The following is a 20394-nucleotide window of genomic DNA, read 5'->3' on the forward strand; positions in this document are numbered from 1 at the left end:
ACCTTGCAAAGAACGCGAAAAACGCAGAAAGGCGAGCCGAAACCGACTCACCTTCTCTATCAATTCCGGCAAGCTAATGCTTACCCTACCCTCCCTGGCTAGCGGCTTACTTCGAGAATCTCGAACTGGAGCTTGCCGGCGGGCACCGTGATTTCGGCCACGTCGCCGGCCGACTTGCCCAGCAGCCCCTTGCCGATGGGCGACTTCACGGAGATTTTGCCGGCGGCCAGGTTGGCTTCTTCTTCGGCCACCAACAGGTAGTCGAGCACCATGTTGTTTTTCAGGTTTTTTAGCTTCACCTTGCTCATAATGAGCACTTTGGTGAAATCCATATTTGTCTCGTCGATGATGCGGCCGTTGCCCAGCACTTCTTCGAGCTTCGAGATTTTCAGTTCCAGCAGGCCTTGAGCATCCTTGGCGGCGTCGTACTCGGCGTTTTCGCTCAGGTCGCCCTTGTCGCGGGCTTCGCGCAGGTCTTCGGCCGCCTTGGCGCGCCCCCGGACTTTGAGGTCCTGGAGTTCGTCTTTCAGCTTTTGCAGGCCCTCGGCGGTGTAATAATTGATGGTAGCCATAAGATTCAGGACTGTTTTCGCGTAGCGGGTGGGTCAGGTAAAAAAGAAAGAGAACGGCTGGCACACTGGCCAGCCGTTCTCCCTCATTGGTCAGGCAAAGATACGGCGTAAATTGGTTTGGCAAGCGCCTTACTTCGCCGGCTTCAAATACCGGAGGGCGACGGCCACTTGCGCTTGCACCTGGGGAATTCGCTCCGCTTGCCTGAGCAGGCTGACCGCTAGCGTCCAGGGAGTGCCGGCCAGCTCATGCGTGGTGTCAGACCAGCCGAGCTGCTGCGGTCCCCGCTGGTCGCTCAGCCAGAAGGTTATGCCCAGGCCATCGCGCCCGCTGCCGAGGGCGGGCCAACGGCTACTTTCCAAGGCATCCAGCTGCGCCCGCAAGGCTCGGAGGACTTTGGTAGCCAAGGGTTTGGTAGTGTTCAAGGTCGTGTGGCACCACGTCAGCGGCGCTACCTCACAGGGCACGGCAGGGTCGTTGGCCCACCACGCCATCACGTGGTTAATCAGCGGCAGCTCCAGCACTGCTACCGATAGTTTGGGCGCTTCGCCCAGGTCGAGCAGCTCGATGAGTAAAGGCGCGTGGTGGGCTGGCCAAAACAGCGCGAGTAGGTGGCGGCCGTTGGCAGGCCGGTAGCCTGGTATTTGCACCCCCAGCAGCTGCAACAAAGCCTGGTCAAATGCTTCTCCCCAATCACTATTTCGCATCGCGTAAGCTATTGACAGTAAATTGATTCGGGACTTCCTCCTAAACGTATCTTACATTTTCCTGCCCAACGTGCAAGTTGCGCCGGTTCGCCAGCGGCGGGCTTGCTCAACCAAGGAGAAGCTTGATTTTCGCCACCAGCACCTCGTTGATGCGCTGGTAGCTCTGGTGCGTCCAGCCGCCGATGTGGGGCGAGAGCACCACGTTGGGCGCGGCGCGCAGGTAGTCGAAGCTGGTCTGCTGGGGGGGGGTAAGGGTGGTGAGCTTTTCGTTGGCGAGCACGTCGAGGGCCGCGCCGCGCACCTGGCCGCTTCGCAGCCGGGCCACCAGGGCGGCCTGGTCCACCACTTCGCCGCGGGCCGTGTTCATCAGCCAGATGCGGTGCTGAAAAGCGGCCAGAAACTCCTCATTCACAACCTCATGATTCGCCTCGGAGTACGGAATATGAATACTCAAAATTTCGGCGCGGGCCTGCAGCTCGGCCAGCGGCACCAGCTCGGCGTGGCCGTCGGTGACCACGGCGGGGTCATTATCGTGGGCCAGCACGAGGCAGCCGAAGCCGCGCAGCCGCCGGGCGAAGGCCCTACCCATGTGGCCGTAGCCGAGCAGGCCCACGGTTTTGGTGCCCAGCTCCTCGCCCCGGTTGGCCTCGCGGTGCCACTCGGCGCGGCGCACCTCGGCATCGGCCGTCACGGTGTGGCGCAGCAGGGCCAGCAGCTGGCCCACCGCGAATTCGCCCACCGCGTCGCGGTTGCCCTCGGGCGCGTTCACGAGCGTGACGCCGGCCGCCGCCAGGGCCGCTTCGTCGATGTTATCGACGCCCGCCCCGGCGCGGGCCACGTAGCGCAGCTGCGGGCCGCGGGCCAGCAAGCTGCTGGTTATCCGCATTTTGCTGCGCACCATCAGGCCGGTGTAGGGCCGGGCGGCCAGCGCGGCGGGCACGTCGGCGGCGAGCAGCTTGGGTTGATAGTCGCCCTCCACGCCGATGCCGCGCAGCATCGGCAAGAGCGAGGGGTGCATGTCGTCAATTATCAGGCAGAGGGACATCACTAAAAAAGCTACCGCGCCGGGGCGACAGTGGTAAAATCAGTAGGTATGAGCAGCATGGGCCGCACGGCAATGGCTTCCCTGGTGGCGGTAATGTCGTGCTCGGCATCGACCAGGATGGTGCGCAGGGGTAGGGTGCCATCAGTGGCTTGCAGCAGCGCGTACCAGCCCCAGGAGGGGCACTTGCTCAAACCAGCTAGGTCAATGCGTAGTTCAGGCGAATAAAAAACCAGGGTCGAAACGCGGTCCTGCGTCAGTTGCAGCACGTGGCAGCGGTAGCCAAGAATGGTAGCGGTGGTGGGCAGGCACTTCAGCGCGGCCCCGGCGGGACGCCGCCGGGCGGTGTCGGCCAGCAGCTTGGACTGGCCCTGCGGAAACGTGTACAACTCATTTTTATCACCCAGGTAAAGCTCGTTCAGCTTTTTATTTTTGTCGTAAAGCTTGTAGTTGCGGCCCTGCACGTAGGGCCAGCTCTTGGGCTTCACAGCGTAGTAGAGAGTTTCGCCGGCCGCCGTTTGGTACTCGCTTTCAAACTCCAGGCTGCCGCTGAAATAGGGCACCTGTTGGGCCGGAGCGCAGCTTATTCCCAATAAAGCACCTACTAGCAGCAACTGACGCAGCATATAAAAAATGTAAGGAGGGAGTTAGAATTGCCGACTTTTTGGCCAGCCGCCACGTTCGGCAGAAGCTCAGGACTGGTTGGCCGTCACGAGCTGCGTCAGCCGTACAAACTCCCCTACCCCCAGCTGCTCGGCGCGCTTGTCGAACAGCTCGCCCGCCATCGCCTCGCTCGACAAGCCCAGCGGTTTGAGCGCGTTGCGCAGGGTTTTGCGGCGGGTGGAAAAGGCCTGCTTCACCACCCGAAAAAACAGCTTCTCGTCGCAATCCAGGCTTTCGGTTTGGTTGCGGGTGAGGCGCACCACGGCCGACTCAACTTTGGGCGGCGGCACAAACACGTGGGCGGGCACCGTGAACAGGTATTCGATGTCGTAATAAGCCTGCAAAAGCACGCTCAGGATGCCGTAGGTTTTGGAGCCGGGCGGCTCGGCCAGGCGCTCGGCCACTTCCTTTTGCAACATGCCCACCACCTCGCGCACCTGCTGGCGCTGGGCCAGCACCTGGAAGAATATCTGGGTGCTGATGTTGTAGGGGAAATTACCGATGATGGCCAGTGACTTATCGGGAAATAACTGCCCCAAATCCTGCTTCAGAAAATCGGTGGCGTAGATGCGGGGCGTCAGCGCCGGGTAGTGCGTCGTGAGGTAGGCCACCGACTCGGTATCAATCTCGACCACGCTGGTCTGGTAGGCCGGGTTTTCAAGCAAATACTGCGTGAGCACGCCCATGCCGGGGCCGATTTCGAGCACCTCCCCGAGTCCCTCGGGCAGGCGCAGGCTCTCCACGATGCGGCGGGCAATGTTGGGGTCGGCCAGGAAGTGCTGGCCAAGGTGCTTTTTGGGGCGAACGGCGTTCATTTTTTAGTACTTGGTTTCAAAGCCTGTCATTGCGAGCAACGCGAAGCAATCGCATCAGAACGAGTCGCTCGGGCATCGTTCCGGTGCGATTGCTTCGCGTTGCTCGCAATGACAATCGCCTTTAATAATGCTTGGTTAATCCATCAGCACGCCGATGTGGTAGTTAAACGTATCGACCTCCACGTTGTCGCGCGTCGCACCGGGCAGGTCGAGGGGCTTGAACTTGGTGGTGGGGGTAAGGAATTTATACTCGCCGCCTTTCAGGCGCAGGCGCACGGGCAGGTCAAAGGCCGGCACGTTGGCCACCCAGCGGCCCAGCAGCTGGCCTTTTTCGACGCGCGTTTCGAGCACCGGCAGGCTGGGATACTGCAAATACTGTGCAAACACGGGGCTGAAATCGCGGCCCGCCTCGCGGCTGATATAGTCGATTACCTGCTGGCCGGTCACGGTCTGGTGGTAGAACGTTTGGCCCAGGCCGCGCAAGATTTGCCGCCATTTGGCGTCGTCGTTGAGGGCCGTGCGCACCATGTTGAGCAGGTTGCTGCCCTTGTCGTACATATCGCTGGAACCCTCTTTATTCACGCCGTAGGGGCCGATAATGGGGCCGTCGTTCTGGATGTTGCGGCGCTGGCCGTGCAGGTATTCCTGGCCGGCCTGCTTGCCATACTGGCTTTCCACGAACAGCGCTTCCGAGTAGGTGGTGAAGCTCTCATGCACCCACATATCGGCAATGTCCTTGGCCGTGATGTTGTTGCCAAACCACTCGTGGCCGCTCTCGTGGATGATGATAAAATCCCACTTCAGGCCCCAGCCGGTGCCCGAGCGGTCGCGGCCCAGGTAGCCGTTCAAGTAGTGGTTGCCGTAGGCCACGGCGCTCTGGTGCTCCATGCCGAGGTGGGGCGTTTCGACCAGCTTGTAGCCGTCCTTATAGAAGGGGTAGGGACCGAACCAGTATTCCATGCTCTTGAGCATGGGCTTCACGTTGGCGGCAAACTGCTTTTTGGCCTTCGCCAAATTTTGGGGCAGCACCCAGTAGTCGAGCGTCAGCGGGCCTTTCTCGCCCTGGTACACGTCCGAAAAATGCGCGTACTTCGCCACGTTCAGGGCCACATCGTAGTTGTTGATGGGGTTGGTCACGGCCCAGTCGAAGCGCGTGTAGCCGCCGGGTAGCTTGTGGGTGCCGCGCAGGCGGCCGTTCGACACGTCGGTGAGGCCCTTGGGCACGGCCACGCTGATGAGCATACTGTCCACTTCGTCAGCCTGTTGGTCCTTGGTGGGCCACCAGATACTGGCCCCTACCCCCTGGCAGGCGGTGGCTACCCAGGGCGCGCCGGTGGTGTCCTGCGCAAACACGAAGCCGCCGTCCCAGGGCGCTTTTTTGGCGATGGTGGGCTGGCCCGAATACGTAACCGTGAACTCGTCGCGGCTGCCCGCCTGGAGGGGGGTAGGGAAGGTCACGAACACCGCGTTGGCCTCGCGGGTGAAGGGCACGTCGCGGCCGTGGTAGGTCACCTTATCCACCGCCAGGTTGGCGAAAAGGTCGAATTGCAGCCGCGTTAAATCGCGCGTGGCCGTGAAGCGAAACAGGTTGGTGCCGCTGATGAAGCGGCGGGCCACGTCGAGCTTCACGTCGAGGTGGTAGTAGTTGATGTCGTAGCAAGTACGCTCGGCCGGCTGGCCGCCGCGCAGCGAATCGGCGCGGGTAAACGTCGTTTTGGGCTGCATAAGCTGGGCCGAGGCCAGCAGCGACGAGGCGAGCAGCGGCAGCAACAGCCGCAGAGTTTTTCGCAGAATCATAACACCTTGTAAAACGAAGTGGCACTCCATTTCCGGTTGGGTCGCTTGCGCAATAGCAAAACGGAGTGCCACTCCGTTCTACATACCTTCACGCCAAAGTTACGCCCCTGCCCGCTCCCTATGTCCCTCATGCTTGCCCACGCCGCCGCCGTGCCGGCCCACGCTACCCAGGTTTTCGTGCTGCCCCTCGGCACCACCGCTCTACCCCCCCTTGCCGCCACCGACCTGCCTGAGGCCGCCCGCCGCTACGTCGAAACGGCCCTGGCCGACGACCAGAAGCTCATTACGCTCAACCACTTTTCGCACCAGCACTACTTCGTGGTGCTCGAAAAAAAGCCTACCCCCGGCCTCCAGCTCGAAGCCCTGCGCAAGGCCGGCCACCAGCTGCAAGGCTTGCTGAAGCGGGAAAAAACGGCCGAGGTTTTCGTGCAGAATCTCAGCGACAACCCCGACGCCGCCCGCACGCTGGCCGAGGGCTTATTCCTGGCTGCCTACCAGTTTGAGGGCTACAAAACGGATGAGAAGTCGCGCGCGGCGGCCGCGCTCACCACGATTAACCTCGTCGGCAACGCGGCCACCGAGGCGCAGGTCACCGAGTTGCAGCACGTGCTCGAAGGCGTCGCCTTCGCCCGCGACCTGGTAAATGCGCCCCTTAATAAGCTCAATGCCCAGCAGTTTGCTGAGCGCTTGGCCGAGGCTGGCGACGACGCCGGCTACACCACCGACATCCTCGACATGGCCCGCATCGAGAGCCTGCGCATGGGTGGCCTGCTGGCCGTGAACCTGGGCTCGCCCGAGCCGCCCACGTTCAGCATTCTGGAGTGGAAGCCCGCAGGTGCTAAAAACGAGAAGCCCTACGTGCTCGTGGGCAAGGGCGTAGTCTATGACACCGGCGGCCTCAGCCTCAAGCCCACGCCCAACAGCATGGACCTGATGAAGTGCGACATGGCCGGCGGCGCGGCCGTGGGCGGCGTACTCTACGCGCTGGCTAAGAACAACATCCCGCTGCACGTTATCGGCCTGGTGCCGGCCACCGACAACCGCCCCGGCGGCCTGGCCTACGTGCCCGGCGACGTGCTCACCATGCACTCGGGCCTCACGGTGGAGGTTAAAAACACCGACGCCGAAGGCCGCCTGCTATTGGCCGACGCGCTGAGCTTCGCCAAAAAATACCACCCCGCGCTGGTCATTGACCTCGCTACCCTCACCGGCGCGGCCGTGCGTGCCTTGGGCACCGAGGCCGCCGCCGTAATGGGCACCGCCGCGCCCGACACCACCGCCCAATTGCTGGCCGCCGCGCACCGCACGCACGAGCGCCTGGTCGAGTTTCCGCTCTGGGACGACTACGCTGACCACATGAAGTCAGATATCGCCGACCTTTCCAACCTGGGCAAGGCCGAGGCGGGCCACATCTCGGCCGCCAAGTTTCTGGAGCGCTTCATCGAAGGCACGCCCTGGTTGCATCTGGACATTGCCGGCCCGGCGTTTTTGACGGCCGCCGACTCGTATCGCGGCAAGGGCGGCACGGGCATGGGCGTGCGGCTTTTGTATGAATTTCTAACCAAGCAGGTAGCTTAATTTCTCAAAAAAGAACGTCATGCTGAGCTTGCCGAAGCATCTCGCGTGGGGTAGTAACTCAATCGTTCAACGGCATTGATTACTACCCCACGCGAGATGCTTCGGCAAGCTCAGTATGACAGACGATTAGGAGCGTCCCTATTTATCATGTCCAAAACCCTACCCCGCCTCGGTTTTTCCGTGGGCGACCTGGCCGGTATCGGCCCCGAAGTCATTTATAAAACGCTGCGCGACGAGCGCATTTTGCAGCAGTGCACGCCCGTGGTGTACGGCACGGCCACGGCGCTTTTCGACGATTTTCCGGTGGAAAAAGGGGCCGAGCCGCTCATGTTTCGGCAGCTGCGCGACGCGGCCGACATCGCGCCCGGCCGCCTCAACGCCGTAACGTGCTGGGACGAGGATTTTCACCTCACGCCCGGCCAGCCCTCGGCCGCCAGCGGGCAGGCCGCCCGCGAAAGTCTGCTCGCCGCCAGCCGCGACCTCAAGGCCGGCCTGCTCGACGGCATCGTGACAGCGCCCATCAGCAAGGAAAATACCCAAGCCGACGACTTTCGCTTTCCCGGCCACACCGAGTTCTTAGCCAGCTACTTCGGCGCGGCCGACAGCCTCATGTTTTTGGTGGATGAGGGGCAAGACCTGCGCGTGGCCACCGCCACCGGCCACATTCCACTTAAGGACGTTTCGACCCGCGTGACCAGCGACTTGCTGCGCACTAAAATTCGCTTGTTGCTCAAGTCGTTGCAGCAGGATTTTGGTATTCTCAAACCCAAGATAGCCGTGCTGGGAATGAACCCCCACGCGGGCGAAAACGGCCTGATTGGCCGCGAGGAGGGCGAGGTGATAACACCCGTCGTCCGGCAGTTTGCGCACGATGGCCACCTCGTGTTCGGCCCCTACCCCGCCGATGGCTACTTCGGTACCGGGCAGTTCCGGCAGTTCGACGCTACCCTCTCCATCTACCACGACCAGGGCCTGATTCCGTTCAAGCTCATGGCGTTTGAGCGGGGCGTGAACTTCACGGCCGGCCTGCCGGTGGTGCGCACCTCGCCCGACCACGGCACGGCCTACGGCATCGCGGGCAAGTTTTGCGCCGATGAGTCGTCGTTTCGGGCCGCCGTGTTTCTGGCCTGCGATGTGGTGCAGGCCCGCCGCCTCGGGGCCGCCGACCCGCGCTCGGTGCGGTGAGTCACTTTGGGGGTAGGGGGTGGGGGGACGTTTGTCATTGCGAGCCTGCGAAGCAATCGCACCCGAACAACACCCACGCCAGTCATTCATCCATCGTTCTGATGCGATTGCTTCGCAGGCTCGCAATGACAAAAACCAATCAATCTTATGCGCCTACCCCTCCTCTTGCTCCTCATCGGCTGGCTGGGTAGCCGGCCGGCCCTGGCGCAGCAGCTGACGCTGACGCACGCCAACGTGGTGGACGTGCGGACCGGCCAGATTCAGGCCGACCAAACGGTAGTTATTGCCGGGTCGCGCATCGTGCGGGTGAGGCCGTCGGCGCGCCCTACCCCCCCTGGGCCGGGCCAAGTGGTTGATGCCCAGGGCCAGTACCTCATTCCGGGGCTCTGGGACATGCACACCCACGTGTATTTCGACGGCACGGCCAGCGCGGGCACCGACCTGATTTTGCCCTTGCTGGTAGCCAATGGCGTAACCGGCATCCGCGACATGGGCAGCGAGCTGGACAGCATCCTACGCGCCCGGCAGGCCGTGGCGGCGCATCAATTGCTGGGGCCGCGCATCGTGGCTGCCGGCCCAATGCTCGACGGCGGCAAGTCGCCCTACAAGGCGGCCATCGCTATTGCGACCCCCGAGGAAGGCCGCCGGGCGGTGGATAGGCTAAAGGCGCGCGGCGTTGATTTCATCAAAGTGCAGTCGCTGGTGCCGCGCGGCGTATTTCGCCATCATGGCCGAGGCCAAAAAAGTGGGCCTGCCGGTCGATGGCCACGTGCCCGACGCCGTGCGCGCCACCGAGGCCGTGGCCGCCGGCCAGCGCACCTTCGAGCACCTCATCGGCATTTTTGAAGCCAGCTCGCCCGACGAGGCGAAGTACGTAGCGGGCGGCCCGAAATCGCCGGGCCGCTTCCTGGCCACCTACGACCTGGCCCGCGAGGCCACTATCATCAAGCTGCTGGCCGCGCGCCAGGTGTGGCAGTGCCCTACCCTCTTCTGGGAGCGCGGCCAGTGGCTGGTCGATGCCATCGACTGGCGGCAGGATTCGGCCCTGGCCTACGCGGGCCGCAGCTGGGTCGAAACGCGCTGGCCCAGGGCCCAAAAGAGCATCGCCCAAAGCCTGGATACCGAGCCGCTGGCGGTGCGCGAAAAGTTCGTGGCCCATGAGCTGGACCTCGTGCGCCGACTGCACGCGGCGGGAGTAGGCTTTCTGGCGGGCACCGACATGCCGGCGGGCGTCGATTTGATTCCCGGCGTGAGCCTGCACCTGGAGCTTCAGCGCTTCGTGGCGGCCGGCTTCACGCCCCTGCAAGCCCTGCAAACTGCTACCCTCAACCCGGCGCGCTTCTACCACCGCCTCCAGGACTTTGGCACCGTGCGGCCCGGCCGGGTCGCCGACCTGGTGCTACTCAGCGCCAACCCGCTCGTGGATATCGCCAATACGCGCCGCATCGCGGCCGTCGTGGCCGATGGCCGCTACCTGTCGCGGGCCGCGCTGGACGAGCTGCAAGCGAAGCTGAAACGCGTGGCGGCGAGGAAGTAATCAGCCGCTGGGGCAGATTACTCGCAACGGACTATCAGACATCTCATTAGAACGTCCTTCCAAGCTTGCCGAGGAATCTCGCCCGCATCATTGCACGCTACCCGAACGGCGCGAGCGAGATTCCTCGGCAAGCTCGGAAGGACGGGCTAGTGAATTTTCATCGGAATGACGTTCTAGCGAATTTCCAACTATCCTCTCTATCTCCAACTACTAGCTTCTCCTTTCATCATGCGCACCTACCGTTGGGGAATTCTGGGCCTGGGCAACATTGCCCGCAAGTTTGCCGCCGACCTGGCGCACGTGCCGGGGGCCAGTCTGCACGCCGTGGCCTCGCGCAGCCCGGACAAGGCGCGGGCGTTTGCCGCGGAGTTTGGGGCCGCCCACGCCGTGGGCAGCTACGAGGCGCTAACCGCCGTGCCCGACCTCGACGTGGTGTACATCGCTACCCCCCACTCCGAGCACCACGCCCACGCGCTGCTGTGCCTGCGGGCCGGCCTCGCCGTGCTCTGCGAAAAGCCCTTTACCGTGAATGCCGGCCAGGCGCGGGAGCTGATTGACGTGGCCCAGGCCCAAGGCGTGTTTCTGATGGAAGCCTTCTGGACGCGCTTTTTTCCGGCCGTGAACCACGCACTAGAACTACTTGAGTCAGGTGCAATTGGCGAGGTGAAGCACCTGGTAGCCGACTTCGGCGGTTTTATGCCTTACGAGCCGCTGGAGCGAATCTTCAACCCGAACCTGGCCGGGGGCTCATTGCTCGATATCGGCGTGTATCCGCTCTTTCTCAGCCAGCTTTTTTTGGGCCCGCCCACGGCGGTCGAGGCCGTATCCGTGGCGGCGGGCACTGGCGTTGACCTGAGCTGCGCCATGAGCCTGGCCTACGCCGGCGGGGCCACGGCCAGCCTGGCTTCTACGCTGGCCGCCCCGCTCGCCAACCAGTGCGTGCTATATGGCACCGGCGGGCAGCTGCGGCTGCTGGGGCCGCTGTATGCGCCGCACGGCGTGCGGGTGCAGCCGCTGGGCCAGGCGGCGCAGGAATTTTCCTACCCCCCGCCCGGCGACGGCTATCACTACGAGGCCGCGCACGTGCAGGAGTGCCTGGCGCAAGGCCGGTTCGAAAGCCCGCTCCTACCCCTCTCCTCCAGCCTGGCGCTGATGCGCCTGCTCGATGCCGTGCGCCAGCGCATCGGGCTGCGCTATCCGGGCGAGGCAGGGGGGTAGGGGGCAGCCTGGCTCGCCTTATTGGCTGGTTGTTGGGTTTGTTGCTTGATAAAGCCAACTAAAACCCATACCTTTGCCCCCCGTTATTCGGCTTACTGTGAAAAAGGACCCGCAATTTGATTTGCCCATCGCCCGGCTTTCCCTCAAGACGCACCACTTCGCGTTTGAGCTGGGCCGCGCCTTTTTTGAGGAGTTCGACCCGCAAGGCGAATTTATTGCCGATGGCAACCTGAACGCCGACGTAACGCTCATTAAAACGGAGCGCGTTATTACTATCAACTCGCACATCGTGGGCACCGTGCGCCTCACCTGCGACCGCAGCCTCGACGAGTTTGACCACCCGCTGGACATCGAAAACCGGCTGCTGGTGCGCTACGGCGACGAGCCCAAAGAGCTGGACGATGACGTGCTGCAAGTGACGCCCGAGACGCTGACGCTCAACCTGGCCCAGCACCTCTACGATTATATTGGCCTGGCTTTGCCCATGAAAAAGCTGCATCCACGCTTCCAGAACGAAGCCGATGACGACCCCGATGCTACTACCAAGCTCATTTTCTCGACTCGCCCGCCGGGCGAAGGCCCGGATGATGACGAGCCAGCCGACCCGCGCTGGGCGGCCCTCAAAAACCTGAATTAGAGGGTTATCTAATTCATAATTTCTAATTCAACCTTCATAATTTTCAAAAATGGCCCATCCTAAACGCCGGACCTCCTCCGCCACCCGCGACAAACGCCGTAGCCACCACAAACTCACCCCTAAGGCCGTAACCATCTGCCCCAACACGGGCGAGCTGCACCTGCGCCACAAGGCCTACGTGGTGGATGGTGACCTGTACCACAATGGCCAGCTGGCCGTCAAGAATTATACCTCCGTAGCTGCCCCCGCAGGGGCCGGCGACACGGACGCGGACGAAGAATAGCCGAAAGCGTTGTTATTTCGCGGTACCATCGGGCCGGACTGCTCTTTTGAGATTGGCAGTTCGGCCCGGTTTGGTTTCCTGCGCTTACGCTTTATGGCTGATTCTATACTTTTTTCGCGTTCATGAAAATTGCCCTCGACGCTATGGGCGGCGACTTTGCCCCCCAGGCCGCTGTGGCTGGTGCCGTGCTGGCGGCCCAGCGCCTGGCCGGCAAAGCGCAAGTGCTGCTTATCGGCTCCGAAGCCGAAGTGCGCCCGCTCTTGCAACAATACGGCCCCAGCGCTGCTGCCCTCCAAGTAGTGCACGCCTCCCAGGTTATCGCAATGGGAGAGCATCCTGCCAAAGCTTTTCAGCAAAAGCCGGATAGCAGCATTGCCGTCGGCTACCGCATGCTGCAGAGCGGCGAGGTCGATGCGTTTTGCTCGGCCGGCAACACGGGCGCTATGCTCGTGGGTGCCATGTTCACGGTGAAGGCCGTGCCCGGCGTGCTGCGCCCGGCCATCGCCAACTTCGTGCCCAAGCTGGCCGGGGGCTACGGCATCCTGGTCGATGCCGGTGCCAATGCCGACTGCAAACCCGAAATGCTGGAGCAGTTTGGCGAGCTTGGCTCGCTCTACGCGCAATATGTGCTGGGCATTGCCCGGCCCAAAGTGGGTCTGATGAGCCTGGGCGAAGAAGAGGGTAAGGGTGCCGTGGTGACGCAGGCCGCGCACCAGCTCTTCAAGGTGAACCCGCACGTGCATTTCATCGGTAATATTGAGGGTAGGGATTTGTTTAACGACAAAGCCGACGTCATTGTGTGCGATGGGTACGTGGGCAACGTGATGCTGAAAATGGCCGAGTCGATGTACGACATTATGGTGACCCGCAACCTGAACGACGAATTTTTTGAGAAAGTAAATTACGAAACCATTGGCGGCTCACCCATCCTGGGCATCAATGATAATGCGCTTATCGGCCACGGCGTTAGCACGCCGCTGGCCATCTGCAACATGATAATCCAAGGCTACCAGATGGCTCAGTCGGGCATCGTGGACCAAATCAAAGACTCTTTCAAATCCTAACTCGCAAAAGTCTGGCCTGGGGCCAGACTTTTGCGTTCGGGCCGCACCTTTGCGCTCATGAAGATTACCGCCGCCATTACCGGAGTCGGAGGCTACGTGCCCGACTACGTGCTCACCAACAAGGAGCTCGAGCAACTGGTCGATACCACCGACGAATGGATTACCTCGCGCACCGGCATCAAAGAGCGCCGCATTCTGAAGGGGAAGGACCAGGGCAGCTCGGTGATGGGCATTAAGGCGGTGCGGCAGCTGCTGGAAAAAACCAATACCGACCCCGCCGCTATCGACCTGGTTATCTGCGCCACCGTGACGCCCGACGTGCTGTTTCCGGCCACGGCCAACATTATTGCGAACGCGGTGGGCATCAAAAACGCTTTTGGCTACGACCTGAACGCGGCGTGCTCGGGCTTTTTATACGCGCTGGCCACCGGCGCGCAGTTCGTGCAGAGCGGCATGTATAAGAAGGTAGTGATAGTGGGGGCCGATAAAATGTCGGCCATTGTGGATTATACTGACCGCTCCAACTGCATCATCTTTGGCGATGGCGCTGGGGCCGTGCTCCTGGAGCCCAGCACCGACGGCTACGGCATCCTCGACCAGGTGCTGCGCGCCGATGGCAACGGCGAGCAGTTTCTGCACCAGAAAGCGGGGGGTAGCCGCCGCCCGCCCACGGCCGAAACCATCGCCAACCGCGAGCACTTCATTTACCAGGAAGGTGCCACGGTTTTCAAGTTTGCCGTGACCAACATGGCCGACGTAGCCGCCCAGGTGATGGCCCGCCAGGGCCTCAGCCACGACGACGTGGCCTGGCTGGTGCCCCACCAGGCCAACAAGCGCATTATCGACGCTACGGCCCACCGCATGGGGGTAGGGCCCGAAAAGGTGATGCTCAACATTCAGCGCTACGGCAACACCACCAACGGCACCATTCCCCTGTGCCTCTGGGACTACGAGAAACAATTGCACAAGGGCGATAACCTCATCTTCGCGGCCTTCGGCGGCGGCTTCACCTGGGGCGCCATGCACATCAAATGGGCGTACGATTCTTAAGTTATGAGTTAAAAGTTATGAGTTAAGAGTTGGCTCCATTGGCCGCCAAAACTCATAACCGTAACTCTTAACTCATAACTCTTAACTCTTAACTGAAACCAATGGCAACCACCGCCGACTTCCGCAATGGGCTCGTGTTGATGTACAACAACGACCTGCACGTTATCACCGAATTTCAGCACGTGAAGCCCGGCAAAGGCCCGGCTTTCGTGCGCACCAAAATGCGTAATATCAAGACTGGCCGGGTCTTGGACAATACTTTTAATGCTGGCGTCAAGATTGAAACGGCCCGCGTGGAGCAGCGCCCGCACCAGTATTTGTTTAAGGACGACTACGGCTACACGTTCATGGACACTGACACGTTTGAGCAGATTGTGCTGAACGAGGCGATGGTACCTTTCGCCGACCTCATGAAGGAAGGCCAGGCCGTGACCATCCTCATGCACGCCGAAACCGAGCAGCCCCTCACCGCCGAGCTGCCCACCACCGTGGACCTGCTGGTGACCTACACTGAGCCCGGCCTGCGCGGCGACACCGCCACCAATACCCTCAAGGCCGCCACCGTCGAAACCGGGGCTCGCATTCAGGTGCCGCTGTTCGTAGATACGGACACCAAAATTCGCATCAAAACCAGCGACTACTCCTACGTAGAGCGCGTGAAGTAAGGTTGTTGCGCGGGTTCGCCGAGTCCGCGCGCGGTAGCAGCCAAACGTTCCAACGCGCGGACTCGCTGAGCCCGCGCTACTTCCCCTCCGATGTCGAAAGATTCTCATAAAACCCCGCCTAAAAAAGACGCTGCCATGAAAGCCAAAGAACTCCAGGAACTGCTCGACTTCATTGCCAAGTCGGGCCTCAATAAAGTCAATATTGAAACCGAAGAGTTTAAAATCTCGGTGCAGCGCGAGCCCAGCACCAAGCAGATTGTGAGCATGAGCGCGGCGCCCGCTGCTCCGGCCCCGCAGCCAGCGGCGGCACCAGCGCCCACCATCGCGGCGGCCCCTACCCCCCCGGCCCCGGCCGAACCCGCCAGCGCCGCCAGCTACACGCCCCTCAAGTCGCCCATGATTGGCACCTTCTACCGCAGCAGCGGCCCCGATTCACCGATGTTCGCGCAGGTAGGCGATATGGTGGAAAAAGGGCAGGTTATCTGCATCATCGAGGCCATGAAGCTGTTCAATGAGATTGAAGCCGAGCAATCCGGCCGCATCGTGAAGGTGCTGGTGGAGAATGCTACCCCCGTGGAGTACGACCAGCCGCTGTTTCTGATTGAATAGTTTTTCTACGTTGGTTTCCAAAAGAACGTCATGCTCATCTAGCGTCCGCTTGTCGAAGCGGTAGAAATGCTTCGACAAGCGGACGCTAGATGAGCATGACGTTCTTTTAATTTTGATTTTCCTTTTTTATAGATTCCGCCACCTTCGGCCATGTTCAATAAAATCCTGATTGCCAACCGGGGCGAAATTGCCCTGCGCATTATCCGTACCTGCCGCGAGATGGGCATCAAAACGGTGGCCGTCTATTCGACCGCCGACAAGGAAAGCCTGCACGTGCGCTTTGCCGACGAGGCCGTGTGCATCGGCCCGCCCCCCAGCAGTCAGAGCTACCTGAACATCCCTACCCTCATCGCGGCGGCCGAGATTACTAACGCCGATGCCATCCACCCCGGCTACGGCTTTTTGAGCGAGAATGCCGAATTTTCGCGCATCTGCCAGGAAAACGGCATCAAGTTTATCGGGGCCTCGCCCGAGATGATAAACCAAATGGGCGACAAGGCCACCGCCAAAGCCACCATGATTACGGCCGGCGTGCCCGTGGTGCCCGGCTCGGTGGGCTTGCTCGAATCGGTGGAGCAGGGCAAGCAAATCGCCCACGAGATTAAGTATCCCGTTATCATTAAGGCCACGGCCGGCGGCGGCGGGCGCGGCATGCGCATCATCAACGGCGACGACGAATTCCAGAAAGCCTGGGACGACGCGCGCACCGAATCCAAGGCCGCCTTCGGCAACGATGGCATGTACCTGGAAAAATACGTGGTGGAGCCGCGCCACATCGAGATTCAGATTGTAGGCGACCAGTTCGGCCACGTGGCGCACCTCTCGGAGCGCGACTGCTCCATCCAGCGCCGCCACCAGAAGCTGGTGGAGGAAGCGCCCTCGCCCTTCATGACCGACGACTTGCGCGAGCGCATGGGCGCGGCGGCCATTGCCGGGGCCTCGGCCATCGGCTACGAGGGGGTAGGGACCATCGAATTTCTGGTCGATGCCAACCGCGATTTCTACTTCATGGAAATGAACACCCGCATCCAGGTCGAGCACCCGGTCACGGAGGAAATCATCAACTATGACCTTATTAAAGAGCAGATTAAGGTAGCGGCCGGCATCCCGATTTCGGGCAAAAATTACTTCCCTAAAATGCACGCGATGGAGTGCCGCATCAACGCCGAGGACCCGCGCAACAACTTCCGCCCCGCGCCCGGCCGCATCACTACCCTCCACATTCCCGGCGGCCACGGCGTGCGCGTCGATACCCACGTCTATGCCGGCTACCAGATTCCGCCCAACTACGACTCCATGATTGCCAAGCTCATCACCGTGGCCCAAACCCGCGAGGAGTGCATTGTCAAAATGAAGCGCGCCCTGAGCGAGTTCGTGGTGGAAGGCGTGAAGACTACTATTCCGTTTCACCTGGCGCTGATGGACAGCGAGGATTTCAAGGCTGGCAATTTCACCACGAAGTTTTTGGAATCGTTTGATTTCTCGGTAGTGTAACTCAATATGCTGCGTAAATTCAGACATTTCAAAGCCGAATCAACAGGTCATTTCAGGATACTCATTGTTCTTATTGTTTTCTCGTGGATTGCGGCTACATCATATACTAGTTATAATTCATCTAAAATCAACGAAATACAAAGTGGTCTAGCAGCAACTTTTTGGGTCAGCTTTCTCTACTGGCTTATCGTAAGAGTAGCACTGTGGATACTTGATGGATTTAATAATCGCTCATAACTTATGCCCGCAGCCCAATCTGCTTATCAGAGCCACTACACCGTCGAGGAGTATTTCGCCTTTGAGGAGCAGTCGGATATTCGCCACGAATACTACCACGGCGAAATCTTTCCGCTCGAAGGACCGGCTTCGGCAGAAGGAATGGCTGGCGGCACCAAGCAACATAACCGACTGATTCAAAACTGTGCGTTTGGATTACGGTTAGGTTTACAAGGGCGAAGCTGCGAGATTTACGCGGAGAATGTGCGGCTTGCTATTGAGGCCGGAGAGCATTATAGCTATCCAGACGTGATGGTAAGCTGCGACCCGCACGATGACGACCCGCGCACGGCGCATTCTCCGTTACTGATAATCGAAGTATTGTCGAAGAGCACGGAGGCCCGCGACCGCGGCTGGAAGTTTGAGCAAAGCCAACTTATTCCCTCTTTACAGCAATACGTGCTGGTATCGCAGTATCGCATCCTAGTGGACAGCTTCGTTCGTACCGACCACGGCACCTGGGAATTGACTAGCTTGCGGAAGCTCACGGACGTTTTGATGTTGCCGTCATTACAGTGTCAATTGTCGCTGGCGGATATTTACGAGCGCATCAACATTCCGCCTTTGCGGTTGGCGGATTGAAAAGAGAGTTCAACTGTTCACGCGTAGCCGAGCAGGTTTTTGTTAATCACGCAATACTTTTAGCGTTATGCAACCGCACATCCTCACCATCCCCGACGACAATGTGTACCAGGAGTTAGTACGGCTGGCGGCAGCGGCCGGCCTGCATATTGCCGATAATGGCTTGGTATCAAAGTCGGTAAGTTTAGCGGCCGAGCACGCCCTACGCCCTGTTTTATCGGCAAGTGAGCGCGAATATCATTTAGAGATTATCAAAAAAGGGGGCGATGGAAAAAGTATTTCCGACCCGCTCGCCTGGCAGCGCGAGGAACGGCGGGACCGCTCACTTCCCGGCCGCGACTAATGGCCTATCTACTCGATAGTAACCTGCTCATCTATTCGGCCAATCCCGACAGTGCTTTTCTGCGGCCATTAGTACTAAATCCTACTAACTTTGTTTCGGCTATTTCTCAGGTAGAAACGCTCGGGTTTCATAAGCTGACGGCAGCTGACGCGGCTTACTTCAATTCAGCATTTACCATCCTGGGTATCCTACCCGTGAGCCAGGCAATTATATTGCGAGCGATAGTTCTACGTCAGCAGCGGCGCATGTCGCTTGGTGATGCGCTCATCGCGGCTACCGCTTTAGAATATAATTTGGAGGTAGCAACTCGCAATACGGCTGATTTTTCGTCAGTTTCAGGCTTATCCGTTTACAATCCATTCGAGTAATAATTTGTAAAGATGAAGCTCCTGGTTTTTATCTATTTTTCTATTATTGCGCTTGCCAGCTGCTCCGCGCCCTGCAATGGCCACATTGAGAGCTCGGTGCTTTATTTTAAGCAAGCGCCGCAAGGCCAATTCGTTTACGCTAATGTGCTTAATGACCCAAGCCTTGGCAACCAGCAAACGCTGATGCGCGAGGACAAGGAATATGGCACGTTTCCGCACGTCATTATTATTAATGACCCGCAAATGAAATACAAAGGCCAAAGCACTATTTGCTTCGATGAGTTTACGAAGCAGCCTTTGCCGGTTGATATTGATTTGCGAGAAAAAGATATTCCGCGCATTTTAATTACCAAGTAGATTCTCACACAAACAAGAAGAACGTTATGCTGAGCTTGCCGAAGCATCTCTACCGCACCGCTGGCTTACCAATGGCGTGGTAGAGATGCTTCGACAAGCTCAGCATGACGTTCTTTTTTACCCGTTTTTCGCGCTGGCTTACCGGCGGCCCATGCCGGGCATTCCGCCGCCTTTCATGCCGCCCATCATTTTGGCCATTTGGGCCATACCACCTTTGGTCTGGCTCATTTTATTCATTTGGCGCATCATTTTGCGCATGTCTTCAAATTGCTTCATCAGGGCGTTCACCTGCTGAATATCGGTGCCGGAGCCGGCGGCGAGGCGGCGGCGGCGCGAACCGTTGATGAGGTCGGGCTGGGCGCGTTCCTGCTTGGTCATGCTCTTGATGATGCTCTCGACCGGCTTGAAAGCGTCGTCGTCAATTTCGACGTCTTTCATCATCTTCGAGGCACCCGGAATCATGCCCACCAGGTCCTTGAGGTTGCCCATCTTCTTGATTTGCTCGAGCTGGCCGAGAAAGTCGTTGAAGTCGAACTGGTTTTTGCGAATCTTGGCGTTGATGCGCTTGGCTTCTTCCTCGTCGAACTGCTGCTGGGCGCGCTCTACGAGTGAAATCACGTCGCCCATGCCCAGGATGCGCTGGGCCATGCGGTCAGGGTAGAAGAGGTCGAGGGCCTCCATTTTTTCGCCCGTCGAGATGAATTTGATGGGCTTTTCGACCACCGCGCGAATCGAGAGGGCCGCGCCGCCGCGGCTGTCGCCGTCGAGCTTGGTGAGCACTACCCCGTCGAAATTGAGGCGGTCGTTGAAGGTCTTGGCGGTGTTCACGGCGTCCTGGCCGGTCATCGAATCCACCACGAACAGTGTTTCGCTGGGGTTGATGGCGCGCTTGACAGCCTCGATTTCGCGCATCATCTGCTCATCCACCGCCAGGCGGCCGGCGGTGTCCACGATGACGACTTTCTTGTTGTTTTGCTTCGCGTAGGCGATGGCATTTTGCGAAATTTCGACCGGATTTTTGTTGTCCGGCTCCGAGTACACTTCGACCCCAATTTGCTCACCGAGCACCTTGAGCTGGTCGATGGCGGCGGGGCGGTACACGTCGCAGGCCACCAGCAGCACGGTGCGGTTTTGCTTTTTGATAAAGCTGGCGAGCTTGCCGGCGAAAGTCGTTTTGCCCGAGCCTTGCAGGCCCGAGAGCAGCACCACGGCCGGGTCGCCCTTGATGACGATATCCTGCTTTTCGCCGCCCATGAGCTGGGTCAGCTCGTCATAGACGATTTTGACCATGAGCTGGCCAGGGGAGATGGCCGTGAGCACGTCGCGGCCCATTGCCTCGTCCTTAATCTTATCGGTTACTTCTTTGGCAACCTTGTAGTTAACGTCGGCATCGACCAGCGCCCGGCGAATTTCTTTGACGGTGGCGGCGACGTTGATTTCCGAGATGCTACCCTGCCCTTTGAGGGTCTTGATAGCCTTATCAAGCTTGGTGGAGAGATTGTCAAACATATAATCGCGGATTGAGCAGATGGCGCGGATTTCGCGGATGCGAAC

General features: G+C 59.9%; 21 protein-coding genes and 1 pseudogene. 15 read left to right on the forward strand and 7 right to left on the reverse strand.

Annotated elements, in window-relative coordinates:
- Nucleotides 1-98: 98 nt before the first annotated feature.
- From A0257_05450 to A0257_05475, 6 genes are all read right to left on the reverse strand, one after another.
- Complete coding sequence (locus A0257_05450) at nucleotides 99-572, reverse strand: transcription elongation factor GreA (protein AMR26604.1); 474 nt, start codon at nucleotides 570-572, stop codon at nucleotides 99-101.
- A gap of 129 nt (nucleotides 573-701) precedes the next feature.
- Entirely contained in the window at nucleotides 702-1238 is a 537-nt protein-coding gene (locus tag A0257_05455) for a hypothetical protein (protein ID AMR26605.1), read from the reverse strand.
- A 145-nt stretch (nucleotides 1239-1383) separates the two neighbouring features.
- Nucleotides 1384-2322, reverse strand: a complete 939-nt coding sequence (locus tag A0257_05460) for a phosphoglycerate dehydrogenase (protein ID AMR26606.1) — start codon at nucleotides 2320-2322, stop codon at nucleotides 1384-1386.
- Nucleotides 2323-2333: 11 nt separating this feature from the next.
- A complete protein-coding gene (locus A0257_05465; GenBank protein AMR26607.1) occupies nucleotides 2334-2882 on the reverse strand; it encodes a hypothetical protein in 549 nt (182 codons plus the stop codon).
- A 129-nt stretch (nucleotides 2883-3011) separates the two neighbouring features.
- Complete coding sequence (locus A0257_05470; GenBank protein ID AMR26608.1) at nucleotides 3012-3797, reverse strand: 16S rRNA (adenine(1518)-N(6)/adenine(1519)-N(6))-dimethyltransferase; 786 nt, start codon at nucleotides 3795-3797, stop codon at nucleotides 3012-3014.
- 135 nt (nucleotides 3798-3932) lie between these two features.
- Nucleotides 3933-5594 carry a peptidase M1 gene (locus A0257_05475; GenBank protein AMR26609.1) on the reverse strand — a complete coding sequence of 554 codons (1662 nt, stop codon included), beginning with the start codon at nucleotides 5592-5594 and terminating at the stop codon, nucleotides 3933-3935.
- Nucleotides 5595-5714: 120 nt separating this feature from the next.
- On the opposite strand from A0257_05475, the gene A0257_05480 reads away from it, so the two are divergent.
- The 15 genes and pseudogenes from A0257_05480 (at nucleotide 5715) to A0257_05550 (ending at nucleotide 18840) form a co-directional block, all read left to right on the forward strand.
- Nucleotides 5715-7172: a peptidase M17 gene (locus A0257_05480; protein AMR26610.1), complete on the forward strand. Its 1458-nt coding sequence runs from the start codon at nucleotides 5715-5717 to the stop codon at nucleotides 7170-7172.
- A 147-nt stretch (nucleotides 7173-7319) separates the two neighbouring features.
- Complete coding sequence (locus A0257_05485) at nucleotides 7320-8357, forward strand: 4-hydroxythreonine-4-phosphate dehydrogenase PdxA (protein ID AMR26611.1); 1038 nt, start codon at nucleotides 7320-7322, stop codon at nucleotides 8355-8357.
- A 147-nt stretch (nucleotides 8358-8504) separates the two neighbouring features.
- Nucleotides 8505-9894 (forward strand): annotated as a pseudogene (locus A0257_05490) (amidohydrolase).
- A 228-nt stretch (nucleotides 9895-10122) separates the two neighbouring features.
- Nucleotides 10123-11112 carry a hypothetical protein gene (locus tag A0257_05495; GenBank protein ID AMR26612.1) on the forward strand — a complete coding sequence of 330 codons (990 nt, stop codon included), beginning with the start codon at nucleotides 10123-10125 and terminating at the stop codon, nucleotides 11110-11112.
- 97 nt (nucleotides 11113-11209) lie between these two features.
- Nucleotides 11210-11749, forward strand: a complete 540-nt coding sequence (locus A0257_05500) for a hypothetical protein (protein AMR26613.1) — start codon at nucleotides 11210-11212, stop codon at nucleotides 11747-11749.
- A gap of 49 nt (nucleotides 11750-11798) precedes the next feature.
- Nucleotides 11799-12032: a 50S ribosomal protein L32 gene (locus A0257_05505; GenBank protein AMR26614.1), complete on the forward strand. Its 234-nt coding sequence runs from the start codon at nucleotides 11799-11801 to the stop codon at nucleotides 12030-12032.
- Between the two features lie 122 nt (nucleotides 12033-12154).
- The gene (locus A0257_05510) at nucleotides 12155-13096 is read left to right on the forward strand and encodes a phosphate acyltransferase (protein AMR26615.1); all 942 of its coding nucleotides are present in this window, start codon (nucleotides 12155-12157) and stop codon (nucleotides 13094-13096) included.
- A gap of 57 nt (nucleotides 13097-13153) precedes the next feature.
- Nucleotides 13154-14146 (forward strand): 3-oxoacyl-ACP synthase, encoded by a 993-nt coding sequence (locus tag A0257_05515; GenBank protein ID AMR26616.1) that lies wholly within the window; start codon nucleotides 13154-13156, stop codon nucleotides 14144-14146.
- Nucleotides 14147-14247: 101 nt separating this feature from the next.
- Nucleotides 14248-14811 carry an elongation factor P gene (locus tag A0257_05520; GenBank protein AMR26617.1) on the forward strand — a complete coding sequence of 188 codons (564 nt, stop codon included), beginning with the start codon at nucleotides 14248-14250 and terminating at the stop codon, nucleotides 14809-14811.
- A 135-nt stretch (nucleotides 14812-14946) separates the two neighbouring features.
- Nucleotides 14947-15420, forward strand: a complete 474-nt coding sequence (locus A0257_05525) for an acetyl-CoA carboxylase, biotin carboxyl carrier protein (GenBank protein AMR29634.1) — start codon at nucleotides 14947-14949, stop codon at nucleotides 15418-15420.
- A gap of 150 nt (nucleotides 15421-15570) precedes the next feature.
- Complete coding sequence (locus A0257_05530) at nucleotides 15571-16914, forward strand: acetyl-CoA carboxylase biotin carboxylase subunit (protein ID AMR26618.1); 1344 nt, start codon at nucleotides 15571-15573, stop codon at nucleotides 16912-16914.
- Nucleotides 16915-17154: 240 nt separating this feature from the next.
- On the forward strand, nucleotides 17155-17772 hold the full coding sequence (locus A0257_05535; GenBank protein AMR26619.1) for a hypothetical protein: 618 nt from the start codon (nucleotides 17155-17157) through the stop codon (nucleotides 17770-17772).
- 67 nt (nucleotides 17773-17839) lie between these two features.
- The gene (locus tag A0257_05540) at nucleotides 17840-18115 is read left to right on the forward strand and encodes a hypothetical protein (protein ID AMR26620.1); all 276 of its coding nucleotides are present in this window, start codon (nucleotides 17840-17842) and stop codon (nucleotides 18113-18115) included.
- Entirely contained in the window at nucleotides 18115-18483 is a 369-nt protein-coding gene (locus tag A0257_05545; protein AMR26621.1) for a hypothetical protein, read from the forward strand. Before A0257_05540 ends, A0257_05545 begins: the two co-directional genes overlap by 1 nt.
- Nucleotides 18484-18495: 12 nt before the next feature.
- Entirely contained in the window at nucleotides 18496-18840 is a 345-nt protein-coding gene (locus A0257_05550) for a hypothetical protein (protein ID AMR26622.1), read from the forward strand.
- Between the two features lie 138 nt (nucleotides 18841-18978).
- Here the strand turns inward: A0257_05550 and A0257_05555 are convergent, their stop codons facing one another.
- Complete coding sequence (locus tag A0257_05555) at nucleotides 18979-20349, reverse strand: signal recognition particle protein (protein AMR26623.1); 1371 nt, start codon at nucleotides 20347-20349, stop codon at nucleotides 18979-18981.
- Nucleotides 20350-20394: the final 45 nt, after the last annotated feature.

The organism is Hymenobacter psoromatis, assembly GCA_001596155.1.
Taxonomy (GTDB): domain Bacteria; phylum Bacteroidota; class Bacteroidia; order Cytophagales; family Hymenobacteraceae; genus Hymenobacter.